At 37.9% G+C, this 15,353-nt stretch carries 7 protein-coding genes; all 7 read left to right on the top strand.

Annotated elements, in window-relative coordinates; translation table 11 throughout:
* Position 1: 1 nt before the first annotated feature.
* The 7 genes from AC3Y23_RS21305 (at position 2) to AC3Y23_RS21275 (ending at position 15,351) form a co-directional block, all read left to right on the top strand.
* A complete protein-coding gene (locus tag AC3Y23_RS21305; protein ID WP_379202758.1) occupies positions 2 to 208 on the top strand; it encodes a hypothetical protein in 207 nt (68 codons plus the stop codon).
* Positions 205 to 6,213, top strand: a complete 6,009-nt coding sequence (locus tag AC3Y23_RS21300) for a phage tail tape measure protein (RefSeq protein WP_379202756.1) — start codon at positions 205 to 207, stop codon at positions 6,211 to 6,213. The genes AC3Y23_RS21305 and AC3Y23_RS21300 overlap by 4 nt, the downstream gene beginning before the upstream one ends.
* A gap of 53 nt (positions 6,214 to 6,266) precedes the next feature.
* Complete coding sequence (locus AC3Y23_RS21295) at positions 6,267 to 7,040, top strand: phage tail domain-containing protein (RefSeq protein ID WP_379202754.1); 774 nt, start codon at positions 6,267 to 6,269, stop codon at positions 7,038 to 7,040.
* Between the two features lie 11 nt (positions 7,041 to 7,051).
* The gene (locus AC3Y23_RS21290) at positions 7,052 to 9,799 is read left to right on the top strand and encodes a phage tail spike protein (protein ID WP_379202752.1); all 2,748 of its coding nucleotides are present in this window, start codon (positions 7,052 to 7,054) and stop codon (positions 9,797 to 9,799) included.
* A 542-nt stretch (positions 9,800 to 10,341) separates the two neighbouring features.
* Complete coding sequence (locus tag AC3Y23_RS21285; protein ID WP_379202750.1) at positions 10,342 to 12,207, top strand: hypothetical protein; 1,866 nt, start codon at positions 10,342 to 10,344, stop codon at positions 12,205 to 12,207.
* A gap of 22 nt (positions 12,208 to 12,229) precedes the next feature.
* Positions 12,230 to 13,468 (top strand): hypothetical protein, encoded by a 1,239-nt coding sequence (locus AC3Y23_RS21280; protein WP_379202748.1) that lies wholly within the window; start codon positions 12,230 to 12,232, stop codon positions 13,466 to 13,468.
* 194 nt (positions 13,469 to 13,662) lie between these two features.
* Positions 13,663 to 15,351 carry a hypothetical protein gene (locus AC3Y23_RS21275; RefSeq protein WP_379202746.1) on the top strand — a complete coding sequence of 563 codons (1,689 nt, stop codon included), beginning with the start codon at positions 13,663 to 13,665 and terminating at the stop codon, positions 15,349 to 15,351.
* The last annotated feature ends 2 nt before the right edge of the window (positions 15,352 to 15,353 follow it).

Here is a 15,353-nt window from a genome sequence, read left to right as displayed (position 1 = left end):
AATGGCAGATGGGCGATTAGCATTAAAAATACAGGAGAGCTTAGACTTAAACGCCAGTTCGAAAGCTATAAATGAAGTGATAATAGCATTAAGTGAATATCCTTCTTTGAAAAAAATAAATAAGATAAATATCAATCAGACGCTAATTAATTTACTGAATAATGAATTAAAAAGTGCAGTGAGTGATAGAAGGGAGGAGAGATATTGAGTATCCCAATTAAGAGTTTACTTAATTTTGTTGGTGTGGATATTAAGGAAGATTTTATTGCTAAGCAATTAAAAGAAGGAATTACATATGTTAATGAGCTAAATAAGTCCCTTACAAAATTGTCTACAGTTTATATGAAAGGGCAAAGTGAAATCCAACAGTACGCCTCTAAATTTAGCAATCTAGGTATGGTGATGGGCATCACAACCAGTGAAATTGCAAAAGGAGCAGTCGAATTAGCAAATCAAGGCTTCAATGAAGAGCAGATGTTTAGCCGATTGGAATCGGCAGCGAAATTTGCTGCAATCAATAATCTTGAATTTAGTACAAGCGCACAGACTCTTAATGATACTGTCAGTTCAATGAATGTAGATCTTGATCGGGCAGCGGACGTATTTAGTTATCTAGGCGATGCTACAGCTGCAGGAGCAGATGACATTGGGAAGGCCATGCAGAGTGTTGGGGGGACAGCACGAGCAGTCGGCATTGAATTTGAAAAGGTATCCTCATGGGTAGCTACATTATCGTCAAACACACAAGAATCTGCAGATGCTGTTGGTAACTCGATCAAGAATATCCTCGAACGAATGCAATCTTTCAAAGAAACTGGCCTTAATTCGACAGACGGCACAACAATAAACGATGTAGCAAAGGCGTTAGCAGAAATTGGGGTTGCATTCGAAAACGAAGGGGGGAATGTTCGGAATTTTGGTACAATACTTGATGAAATTGGCCTTAGATGGGATTCTATTAGCTCAAAGCAACAGGCTTATATTGCAACCACATTAGCAGGTTCCAATCAAAGTGCACAATTCGCAAGTTTGATGCAGAATTATGGTCAATCCGTCGATCTTTACAAAGGTTCACTAGATAGTGCTGGTATATCAACAGAGAAGTTCGGACTATATCAGCAAGGAACAGAAGCTCATATAAACACAATGAAGGCTGCACTTGAGGGATTGTGGAGCAGTATGTTTAAATCTGAAGATATTCGCAACGTAATTGATCTAATGACAGGTTTAGTTAATACTCTTAATCAAGTGGCCAATACCTTTGGTGGATTGCAAACAAGTGTTGGCGTAGCAACTACTGCTTTTTTATTTTTTAAACGGGCTACTCTTGCTACTAAAGTTGACAAATTATTCGAAAGTCTGGCTACTGCCGGTTTAGAGATGAGATCATTAACAATATTTTCTGAATTGTACACTAGATCTGCCACTTCTGCAAAATTGGCAACTTTAGGTCTGCAAACGGTACTTAGCGTGGGCTTCGTTGCCGTAATTACATTAGCAACGGTGGCAATCTCCAAATTAATTGCTGCCCATCAACAAGCCAAAGAAGAGCAGAAAGCTTTCGCTGAGCAGCAACAACACATTGCGAACTCTTGGTCTACCCAGTCTGCTAAGATAAACGCACTGGTTGGCGAGTATGAAAGGTTAAACCAACTCACACAAAATGGTATGGTATTTGCAGATGTTGAGCAAGAAAATAATTATCGCCAAATTGTTGAAGAATTAGCGACACTTATGCCTAACCTTGTAGAATCTATTGATGATAAAGGGAATAAACATCTAAAAAATGCTGACGCCATCAAAGAAGAGTTAATATACGCAGAAGAATTAGCGAAGCTTAATCAAAATCAAAAAGTCCTTGATGCCGAAAGTACGTTTAAGGAAAAGATAGATGAAGTTGAGAAATACGAAAAACAAATATCAGATTTGCAAGGTAAGATGGCACTCGGCGGTAATGTAATGGGCACAACGTTTAATCTATTTAACGAGTCTCAGTTGAATCAGATGGAAACAAAGATGTTGACATTACAGCAGAAGGTGGCAACCGCTTCTAACGCTCTAAGAGCAGATTTGGGCTCAATAGTTCAGAATATGCTTTCTCTCAATAAAGTCAAGATGGATGATGGTCTCACAAAACAAATTGATAAGATTACATCAAATCTGAGTCTCGAAGGATTGTCCCCCAAAGAGATAAATGATAAGGCTACTGTCATCGCTAGCTTAGCTACTAAACTAAATGGTCTCCAGATTAGCACTGATGAATCGGTTATTGAGCGAACAAAAGATGAAATAAAAGTATTAGGTACTGAACTCGGGTTAACAGATAATCGAATTAATCTATTTATTGCATCCATACTTGACGCGAAAGAAGCTTTGAAGCAACAAGCTAGTGTATTAGAGCCAATCGTCGATCGCTCTAAAGATGTTGAACAAGCAATGGCCGATTTGTCAAATGGTTTTACACAGGCAGTAGATAATGTGAGTCCACTTAATGCTGCCATCCAAAAACTCAAGCAAGGAAAAAGTTTAACAGCCGATGAAATTGCGAATCTTATGCAAAAAGTGGATGGCTTTAGCGAGGCAGTATCAAATGAAAATGGAGTTTTAAAGGTCAATGAAGCGGCTGTAATAAAACTCAGAGATGGTCATATACAAAGTTTTAAAGATATTCTCAAAGCAAAAGAAAGTCAAGTTGCAGGACTTGAAAAGGAAACAATTAAGGATCTTAAAAATTATGGTATACAGATCGAAGGAATTAAAAACGTAGCGCAAGCAATGGAAGCCCTCGCAAGTAAAAGAGAAGAAGTAGATAGAGATATTCGTACTGTTATGCGAGATCCTGAGGCCACGGACGAAACTAGAAGCTATTTAGCTGAAAAACAGCATGATAAGGCGGGTATCATAGCAGCTCAAAATACTTTGCAAATGATTGAAAAAGCTAAAGCGCAGAATGATAAATTAAAAAATTTATACTACGCAATGCTAACATCAGCGGGGAAAACGACAGATGCTAATGATAAACTTAAAAGCTCTAATGATAAACTTAAGGATTCTAATGATAAGCTTAATGATTCTTACACTGAAACTGTTGAAGTTCTAACCCAAGTTCAAGAGAAACTAAAAGAACTCCAAAAACAGCAAGATATAGAAGAAAGTCGTCGCAAAAGGATGCAAAAAAGCTCCAAAGAATACCAAGATTCAATTCGAGAGAGCATAAGACTAAAACAAGAAGAATTAAAATTAGTAGAGAATGCTGATCCGTCAGAGTTAGTTGCAAAAAAGGTTACGAGAACCGTCAATAATTCGGATACTACTTCTAATTCATCAGCCTCAACAGGGAATCAAGCTGGAACCAGTACATCTAACGCTTCATTAAATAAAATGTTTTCTGCTTTTTCTGGACTAGAAGGTAAATTTAAATATAGTCAAGATAAGTCTGGTGGAACGTATGGAGAGTTTGTTAAAGATGCTATTTCGGACTGTTCTCTATTTGTGCAACAAATGTTCAAGCAATTTATGGGGATTGACTTAGGCAGAGATACATCTGCTCAATTTAAAAAAGGAAAAACGATAAATAAAATAGAAGATTTACAGCCTGGTGACTTGGTTTTCTTTGATACCAATCCTAATAAAGCTAATGGACATGTTGGTATTTATAAAGGTAATGGTAAATTTGAACATGTTGGCCAAAAAACTGGATTGAGCGAACAGGATATTAATAATCCTTATTGGTCTAAAAGCTTCACTTCGGGCAAACGTGTTCTGAGTGATGATGTGCAATCCACATCAACCCCCACTTCTTCAAGTAATTCTAACGGAAAAACAACTGATAATAATGGTAAAATAGAAGCCCTAACACCAGAAGAATATAAGAAATCTGCTGAACAAAAAGAGAAAGATATTGAGCGACTTAAGAATGAGGGTTTTGATAGCGTAGAGGATTTATTAAGATCCATACAGTACAACGCTGACATCGCAGTCGAAGAACTAGAACGTTTAATCACTGCTTCTAAAAAAAGGCAAGAAAAGCTGGATCCTACTAGTGAAGAATTTAAAAAAGAAAATAAATATCAGGTTAATATCCAAAGTGGTATTCAAAAAATTAAAAATCAAGAAGCATTAGATTTAGACAAAGAAATTAAACGCTATGGAGTTAAATCAGATGATTGGCAAAAGTTAATTAAACAACTTCAGACTGAACGCTCAGACATTCAATCCGAAAAGTACAAGACACTTGTTGATAATCTTAATATTGATATTGATGCAACCAAAGAACATATTGATGAGATGGACAAACTAATTCAACAATCTCAAAAAAAAATGGCTCAATATGCTGAAGGGACACCCGAGTATAATAAAGAACTGAATTATCAGATTGAACTCAAGAAGAAACAAAAGAAAGAAAATGATGATCTAATAGTTTCTATTGAAAATCTGATGAAAAGTGAAAACTTAGACGCGGCAACTAAAAAGAATCTTAAAGCAATTCTTGATGATTTAAATCTTAAAGATTATACGGGAGATGTCAAAAATTTAAATGCAGAGCTGATAAAGTCTAAAGCTAAACCACTTGAGGATCGACTCGACAACTTGAATTATCAATATGATATTTCATCTACAAAGTTGAACGCGATGAGAGAAGGAACTGCTGAGTATAATGCAGAGATGAAAAATCAGATTGCTATTATTAAGCAATCCAAAGAAGAAATCAAAAAGTTATTTGAATATTATTCTTCTCAAGCAAATAACCAAGAACTACTCCCTACTGATCGAGAAGAATATCGTAAAAAAGCAGAAGACATGGTTAAGCAGGGAATAGACCAAGAAGACAAGCTGAAGTCTATCAGAGAAAAATATGCAGATAATGTAATTGAAAAGTACAAGAGGGTGCTTCAAGAGCAGCAAAAGCTTAGAAATGCTGCTTTTGACAAAGAAAAAGAAGCTGAAGATGCTAGACATAAAACACGGATTGAGAATTTAGATAAGGAAATGTCTAGATTTGAGGAAGTTATCAATGCTCAAATCAAGTTGATGGACACTCAAGACACTACGGATGATTTTAACGAAGAGTTAAATAAGAAAATAGCATCTCGTGCTAAACTGCAAACTAGGTTAGACGAGCTTTCCAAAGATGACTCTATAGAGGGTCGGGCTAATACTAAAGAATTACAAGAACAAATTGCAACTCAAACAGAAGAAATTGAACGTTTTAAACTTGAACGCGAAAGAACTCTTCGTAAAGACAATCTACAAAAGCAGTTGGAAGACAAGAGGAAAACTGTAGATACCGAAAAAGAAATTGAAAACGATAAGAATACAAACATTATTAAGAATTTGGAATATTTAAAAAAACAGAATGATGAGTATTATGACGGTTTATTGAATGATGAAGAGAATTTTTTCAAAATGAAGCAGAATCTCATGAGCGAAGATACGATCCTGATTCAGGGTGAATTGGATAAGATTAAACTTGCTTACGATCAATTCTTTAAAGAATTAGAACAAAACTCTGCAGGCTATGCTGAGAAGATGAAAGCAAACTTAAAATACTCTATCGATCTAGACAGTAAGTACTCGGAAAGTTTTCCAATAGACAATAAACCAAGTTCTTCTGGTGAAACAGGCAATGTAGTTGTACAACCTGAGACCAACACACCTTTAGAATCAATGAGAAATCGGAATGCTGCCTGGGCTGAGTATCTGGAAAACAAAGTAAAAGCAGAAAAATTACTTGGAGAAATGAAAGGGCTTGGGAAGAATTCATCTGAATACAGTGCAAAGCAAAAGGAATTACAAGAATTAAATGATAAAAATCAAGAATATCGTGACAGATATGGATTTCAGGATGGTACTTCTGATCAATTAAAGAAAAAGGTGTTCTCTGCCGAAACAGGTGGGATGACCCCTGCAAGTATGCCCACAGAAGGTAAATTTCTTTTGGCTCACGAAAAGGAACTTGTCTTGAATGAGTCTGACACATCCAGATTATTGGATACTGTCAATGTTGTTAGAGATATTTTTGCAGGATCTAAAGTTAATCTAAGCAATTTACTGTCTTCAATAATTAGACCATTTTCTCCCGCGCCAAGCGCTGTTGTTTCTTCGGGAGGAATAAATGTTAATGTGACGATTGAAAAAATGGTTGGCGATGAGACAGGTGCGAAGAAATTCTTTGACATCGTTCAGCAAAATTTAAAACGAGGAATTAAATAAATGAAAGGTGAGATTTCATATCTCACCTTTTTATATTTTTAGGTGGTGAAGAATTGCCAATAAGGGATAGCTTATATTTTATATACGATGGAATTGAAAGTTTGGATATGGGTATCGTTAATGTCAATATGGAAACAGGAATGTTGGAAGAGAATTTTCTGCCTGAACAAACAATTAATGAAACGACGATTAGAGGAAATGATACTCCATATTTTATTGAACAAAAGAAAACCCCATTTAAAGTTAATCTAACATTTGCATTTGTTGATAACTTTGATGAAGGGAAATTAGAAGAAGTCTATCGGTGGCTTGGAAAGCAAACGTATTATAAACCTATGGTTTTGTCGAATGATTGGAATAAAGTGTATTACCTTTTATATACTGGGGAGCCGAGACTCTTGCACAACTCTCTTAAAGAAGGATATGTGACTATCGAAATGAGAAGTATTAGTCCTTATACCTATTCTCCGGTATATCAACCTGAATGGTTAGACTGCTCATCAAATAATGCAAATGGTATGGAATTTGTGGTGGAGAATAAAGGTGGATTGATTTGTAAACCTCAGATTAAGATCCAGAAAATAGGCGATGGAGAAATTAGTATTGTTAATGAGTCAAACAGAGGGAAGACATTCCGAGTTGTCAATCTAGTTAATAATGAAACTATTGACATTGACTGTGAGAAAGAAGATATAGTTTCAGATATTTCGTTAAATTATCATTTTGACGACACTTATGGAGCGTTCCCTTCGTTTGTGACTGGATATAACTATTTAAGGATATATGGAAAATGTAAGATTCAATGGAGATACCAGTTTGTAAATTAGGGGCTGAAGATTTGATCGAACAAATAAATACAGAGATTATTAAACCAAAACTCTTTTTGTGCAGACCAGATAAGAAGACTATTGCAAGACTTCCCGAAGTACATAATAACATTACTCAAAAAATCTACAATGGATCATTAAATGAATTGAGCTTTAAAATACCGCTAATGTTAACTGAGTTAGATGGTTTAGTTAAAAATAAACATATTGATCTTTTGAAAGAACATTATCTTATAAGATTTGAAAAAGGAAATTATAAAGAATATTATGTGATTGATAAAATTCCGAAAGCGTCCAATGAAGATGACAGCGTAACTGTTGAATGCCTCAGTTATGGCTATAGTCTAGCTTCCAAATTGATAAAAAATTATAATGTGGAATCCTATACTTTAAGTCAAATACTTTCTGATCTGCTAAAGCAAACCGTATGGAAAATTGGTTATGTAGATGCTTCGTTTGATTTGAAATATAGAGCCATTAGTTTTACAGGTAATGTTCTTGAAGGCATTCAACAAGCCGCCGACAAATTTAACGCTTTAATTGTTTGGGACACCATTAATCAAAAAATACATTTCTATAATCCAAATAACTACGGAAAAAACAAAGGATTCACAACTAAATTTGGAATGTTGATGCAGAGTCTAAATCATGAATTAAACTTTGATGAATTTTGCACTAGGCTTAAGCTATTTGGTAAAGAGGGAATCTCTATTCAATCGGTAAACCCTTTGGGAACAAACTTCATCCAGGATTTTTCCTATTTTATTTATCCATATCAAAAAGATAATTCGGGTAAGCTTATTAAGCATAGTGACTATATGAGTGATGATTTATGTGAAGCATTAATCAATTATAGTACTCTTTATGCTGCGAAACAGAATGAGTACACAGGTCTCCTAAATCAGATGACAAGTAGTCGCGCTATTCTTGATACCAAAGAAACTGAACTTAGTCAATTAAAGACGCAGCTTTATATTATTGATGATAATTTAGCAACAGCCAACGCCACAGGTGGTGACACAACGCAAATTAAAATTAATAAAACAAATATGGAGACACAAATTAAAAATAAGGATAATGAAATTAGTGCTACTAAAGCTCAGATTATCTCTATTCAATCTAGTATGGATATTTTGTCAAATTCATTGAAAATGGAAAATAACCTTACAGACAAACAGCTCACCGAATTGAATCCTTTCATTATTGAAAAGGAATTTAGCGATGATAACTATTCTGATGCTAAAACGCTACTAGCAGATGGGAAAATTGAATTTGATAAAATTAGAGAACCAAAGATTGTTGCAAAAGTATCTTTAGTTAATTTTTATGAGATTATGACGGAGAGTCATAACTGGGAGAAACTTAATATTGCGGACATTGTGACGGTTAAACATGAACGTCTGGGTATTGGCATTCAGGCAAATGTGTCTCAGATTGATTTTGATTATGAGAACAGCACAATTGATGTCACTGTTTCAAATGCGAGAGATTTATTGACCGACGAACAAAGATTCATGAAGAACTATTATAAGTCTATAAGTAGCTCAAACACTGTCGATATCAAAAGTAAGAGCTGGGATCGAGCCAAAGCAACCGCAGATGAAACTACAAAGTTACTGAATGAAACATGGGATGCAGTAAAGCATGATATTGTGGCGGGAGTAAACGAATCAGTAGAAATATCACGTAAAGGTATCATTATTAGAGATCCAAACGACCCCCAAAAACTGTTGGTTATGCAACATGGGCAAATAGCATTATCTCAGGATAACGGAAATACTTGGAGTACGGCCATTCTACCAGATCGAATTGTTGCTGAGCGTATTGCAGGTCGTCTGATTATGGGGAATAAGTTGTCTATAAGTGATGACGCTGGCACATTTACTGTAGAAGGGAATCTATTAACGATTAAAGATCCAGCAGGAAACATTCGGGTGCAGTTGGGTGGGTATAATCCTGGTATGTATGGTTTGAAGATTGTTAGTAGACAAGGGGATATTGTACTTAATGAGGATGGTATTGTACAAACAGACTCCATACAATTAGCAGATAATGTTGATAGTACACATGGATTAAAACTTAAATTCTATATTGATGATGGAATGATTAGCATTAGAAAGGTCGTACTTAACTTTAGTCTGGAGAGATTTAGAGCGTATAGTAAGGGTGCTTCTGCTGGAGGAGGTTCCATTACTACAACTCAGAATGGTAATGGGTACTCTATAGATGGAAATGGAGCTATCGTTCAGAATGGGCATTTGGTTGCTGGGGGAATGATAGTTAGCGGATTTTCTGTATCTGGGATGGCTCAGCCTTCTGGGGGAGGTACATATTATACAAGTAGTGAAGGCAGTCATAATCATGGTGGCTCCGCAGGTAGTCATAATCATGGAAACTCAGCTAATTTAAATTATGCGCCCCCAATATCTTCAGATGGTAGCCACAGCCATCAGACAACCATCCCTCCTCACAGTCACGATGTTTTAAGTCACTCTCATTTTATTGATCATACTCATACAATAAGTATTCCAGCTCATAGCCATGACATTAATTACGGCATTTATGAGAGTAGCTTCGCATCAGGTGTAAATATCTTTATTGATGGGGTTCATCGGAGCGGTGCATACTACGGGTCGGAAAATAGTGTGGATGTAACCCAATGGATCACCACTAAAGGGTGGCATACGATTGAGTTAACATCTACACAATTAGGAAGAATTAATGCGGGACTATACCTGAAGACTTTTGTTGGCTTCTAGAAAACACTACAGTTCCCAAGTTCCTACTGGGACTAGGACTGAGTAGAATTTAGGTTTAGTAGATAAGCTAAGATCCATATTCAATGCTCGACCAATTTCACCTCGAGGTAAATAGTTTAAATTGTGATAAGTGATTGGTTGAGCGTTTAATTTTGTGTTTTTACCGTGAAAAGGATTCGGTATGCACCTTAGTCTACAATGGAACGGCTTTTATCTTAAAGGGTGAAGGGGGTGAGGAAAATGAAGACACTGTCACTACTGACGATGTTTTGATACGTAAGACGTTCAACTCTGCCAGTAGTTCCAGCACTCAGGCCTACAAGCCATGGGTTTGTTATTAGAGGTTTATTGGAAGAATACTAGATGATGACGAGAGAACTGAATGGAATTCTTGGATATAAAAATAAACCACGTTTTCATTGGCGTGTTTTTTCATATCCATGCTTACCATGTGAAATTAGGCCATTTGTATAAATGGTTTTTTTGTTCCCCCACTCCGTTCTCACCATTGTATGAAAAAAATTAAAATAAGGAGTGAATAAATGTCGGCATTCGATTATCAAAATAGCACCATAACAAAATATCGCGTGGGAACAAGTTCTGACCCATATATAGATATAACAGAGTCTAAGAAAGTCTTCAATGGAGTGTTGCAGCTTAATGAAATCCCAGTTGCTTTAAACAAAGTTAGAATATCTGGTTATTTTGAAGTACCTACTTCTGAGAACAACAATCTAGCCGTTAATGAATATCGTGTTGATTATAACGAAGGTTTAGTATATTTCCATTCTTCCGCTGAAGGTAAGTCGTTAACTGCGATTTATAAAGGCAGAGGAAATCATTATGTTAGTTCTGCAAGAGTATGGACTGTAGAGCAAGATGGAAATGTAAAGCAAACACTAAAAGATTTTGTAGATAAAAGTAATGAAAAAATAATTGAAATTGATGGAAAAATTGCTGAATCTAAAATTGCTACGGATAAAGCTAATGCTGCTGCAACTAATGCCAATGATAAGGCAAACTTGGCGAACAATGCAGCTACAGCAGCAAATACTGCTACAGCCCAAGCAAACGCAGCAAGAGATGCGGCTAACAACGCTGCTACTAATGCTAACACAAAAGCTGATCTTGCAAATACTGCTGCTACTGCTGCTAATATTGCGAAGGCAAATGCCGATAATGCTGCGGCAGGTGCTATATTAGCAGCAAATACAGCCAATACAGCAACAGCGCAAGCTAATGCAGCAAGAGACGCGGCTAACGAGGCTAAGACTAATGCAGATACCGCTACTCGTGGTGCGAACACGGCAAGAGATGCTGCTAATTTGGCAGCTACTAATGCAAACACTGCTAAAACCAATGCAGATACAGCAGCTACTAATGCCAATACAGCAAGAGATAAGGCAAATCTAGCGGCTACTAATGCAGATACAAAAGCGCTATATGCTACACAACAGGGGGATTATGCTAAGAGTGCAGGGGATTCTTTAGTTCATAAGGGAGATTATAGTGCATCTACAGCTTATTTTGTTAGAAATCTAGTTTACTATAGCGGTTCTACATATATGTGTGTATTAAATACTACCGCGGGAACTGTTCCAACCAACACAACTTACTGGAGAAAAATTGTAGCATTTAACTGGAAAGGAATCTACTCAATTGCCACTACGTATCAATATGGTGATTTTGTTGTTGATTCTTCCAACCAAAAGCTATTTATGTGTGTTAAAGATGGGACATTAAATATTCCAATTACAACAGCTGCAAATTGGAATCTGATTGTGGATGTGTCTGAGTCTATTTCAAATGCTAACACAGCAACAACTAACGCAACTAACGCAGCAACTAATGCTAATACAGCAGCTACTAATGCGAACACAGCAAGAGATAAGGCAAATCTAGCGGCTACTAATGCGGATACCGCAAGAGACAATGCAAATATTGCTACTGGAAGTGCAAATGCAGCAAGAGATAAAGCTAATATAGCTGCGACCAACGCAGATGCTGCAACTACTAACGTAAATGCTGCTATTACTAATGCAAACAGTGTAGCAAGTAGAACTACATTCATGGGGGACTATAGTACAACAATAACATATTATCCAAATAACATTGTGGCTTATGGTGGATCGAGTTATATGTGTACTGTCCAAGCGTTGAATAAGATACCTACTAACACTGGATTTTGGAGACTTCTCGCTAAAAAAGGACAAGATGGAAATGGTTTTGGGACATTAACAGAAGATCAGTTCATATTGTCGAAGGATGAGCCTAATGTAGCTAATCCTTTTTTTTGGTTGGAAGACTTGTCTGATAGTGCTTTACAATATATCGGATTAATTATTGCCAATGCTTCTACGAAAAAGGGTGAAGCAGAAATATATTTTGAAGAAGATGAACAAAAATAATAAGTATCTTGGGGGCTATTGAATGACACAAAAAAATATACAAATGAAATACAATAACGGATCTGATTGGGATGAATTATTTCCAAAAACGAAATCGACATTAGTTACATTGAACAGTGGGAAAACTATCGAAGATCATGTGATGGATACCATTTCTCATATTACAGCTGCAGAAAGACTATCGTGGAACGCAAAAGTTACACAAGCTGATATTGATAGTGCTATTAAAAAACTAGTGGGTGCTGCTCCAGCTGTCCTGGATACATTAGAAGAAATCGCAATTGCATTGGGCAAAGACCCCAATTTTGCAGCTACTATTGCTACTCAATTAGCATCAAAAGTTGATAAAGTAGCAGGGAAAGATTTATCGGCTAATGATTTTACAAATACTCTAAAAACAAAATTAGATGGTATCACTGATGGGGCAACGAAAGTTCAATCAAGTACTAATGGTAAAATAAAAATAAATGGTGCCGATGTGGATGTTTATATTCATCCTATTGGAACGAACCCTCACGGAACAACAAAAGCTGATGTGGGACTTGGCAATGTAGAGAATAAAAGTTCGGCTACAATTCGTGCTGAATTAAGTACAACTGATGTAAATGCAGCTTTAGGGTTTATACCTACGAAGACAACCAGTGGTAATGATGCATCTAAACCAACTGCTACGGGAAGTAAAGCTATGTATATAGCTGTTGACACTGGTAAGATCTACCTCGACAATGCATCTGGTACGTGGCTGCTAGTCGGTGGTGGTGGTACTGTAAATTGGTCTAGCTTAACTGGTACACCAGTTACTTTGGCTGGATATGGTATCACAGATGCTACTCCTTTAAGTCACGTTGGTACGGGAGGAGCAACACATGCTACTGTAACAACTACAACAGCAGGATTTATGTCTGCCGCAGACAAGACGAAACTTGATGGTATAGCCACAAGTGCAAACAACTATGTTCATCCATCTGGTGACGGTAACTTGCATGTACCAGCGACAGGGACATCAAGCAATGCAAAAGTCCTGAAATCTGGTGCTACGGCAGGAAGTGCAGCTTGGGGTAATGTTGATTATTCTGAAGTAACGGGTAAGCCAACTACATTTGCTCCATCTGCGCATACTCATAACGCAACTGATGTAGTCGAAAGTTCAACTAAACGATTTACTACTGATGCAGAGAAGAGTATTTGGGGCGGTAAATCGAAAGTAACGGTTGGTACGGTTTCACCAACAGACGCTGATGTGTGGTTTCAAGAAGTATAATGGGAATAGTGAATTCAAAGGGGTATTAATTAATGACAGAAAAAAATATATTGATAAAAAAACATAATGGATTGGATTGGGATAACATTTATCCTGTAACGAAGGGAAACAACGTTGTCCTCACAAGCGGAGGTAGTGTTGAGGATAAAATCAAACAAATTGAAGGTGTAGTTACAACATCTAAAAATGGGTTAATGCTAGCTTCAGATAAATCTAAACTTGATGGGATTGCCGCTGGAGCAAACAACTATGTCCATCCGGCAACACATCCAGCATCTATCATCACACAGGATGCTTCAAATAGATTTGTCACTGACACAGAAAAATCAACTTGGAACGCTAAAGAGACTCCGGCTGGCGCACAGGAAAAAGCGAACGCAGCGGTTACAGCAGTAAAAGCTGACTATATCCGGCAGCCGGGATATGCAGCCACTAGTGGTACAGCTATAGCTTATAACGCGGCTCTAACTCCAGCGCCAACTTCAATACCGGATGGATTCGGTATTACTATTGTTCCGCACGTAGCCAATGGAGCTAACCCTACCCTAAGTGTTAACGGCCTTGCAGCAGTGCCTCTTAAAGATCAAAAAGGCGTAGCTTATGCAGCGGGTAAATTACTTGTTGGCAAGCCTTATACTTTCCGACGTGTGGGTACGGATTTTTTGGCAGATAGCGCGGGTGGCTCCGGTAATGCAGTAGCCGGGGATATTCGCGCGGGGAGAACAGCGGCTACTGATGCGGGAGATATCACAGGTACACTCCCGGTTCAAACGGGAGGTACGGTTACTCCGGGGGCCACAGCGGTTGTCAAGCCAGCCGGGATATATGATACAGCGATTGCTGTTGAGGCGGTAACTGTCCCAGCTGATAAGGTGCTAGAAGATACAACAATTGCCGGAACTAAAGGAACCATGAAGAACATGGCAGGAAGCACGGCGGCACTAACGGTGTCGGCAACAGCTGGACAGCTTTCTGCTATGATCCCTCTAGGTGCATACCAGACTAGAGGTGGACAGATCGCGGGTGCGTTAATCACTCACGCTGATGCTAACTTTCAAGCTGCTAACATCATGAGTGGTAAAACTGTATTGGGCATGAAAGGGACAGCGACAGCAGACGCGACAGCCACAGCCTCCGATATGCTAACGGGGAGATCAGCCTATGTTAATGGAGTTAACGTCGCTGGAACAATGCCAGAGATAACCTCTGCGGCAGATTCTCCCGAAGGTATTGGGATATGGCCTGATGGTGGCTTGGCTGTATACCCAAGGAAAGGCTATCGGAAGGGAGGCATGGGTGCGGGAGAAATAAAAGTATCTACAGCCCAATTACAGGGATTGCAGCCATCAATACATCCAAACAACATCTTAGGGGGCGCTTCTATTTTCGGAGTAGTCGGAGGGATCCCGAATAGAAGTGCGGAAAACCATCACATGCCAGCGCAACAATATACAGTGTGGCCGGGAGATACAACCTTCTTTCAGCCTCCACGGGGGTACTACAGTGGGGAGAGTTGGGTTGTTGCAGCAACACCACATCTTAGAACTGAAAATATCCGAGCTGGTTATAACATATTGGGTGTAGGTGGGAGCTTACAGCCTAAATACTACGCAAAGGGAACAACGTATGTTTCACAAAAAGATCTCGGTGTTTATGGTATTGGGTTCCGTCCGTTCGGTTTTGTCTTGTATATGGAACCTCCTTTGAGTCACTATTTTATTTTTTATTTTGCTTGTGGACGCGAATATCCATTTTCAGGTAATGGAACGGCTATGGGTGGTGGGTATGCAGCTGAACATTATCTTCATGATAACGGATTTTCAGCCACTAGTTATTACAGTCAATTTGGTGCAGGAACGTATACGTGGGAAGCTTGGGGATAAGA

The organism is Paenibacillus sp. MAHUQ-45, from assembly GCF_058133325.1.
The sequence above is the reverse complement of the archived record's forward strand: the minus strand, read 5'-3'. Positions and strand labels throughout refer to the sequence as shown.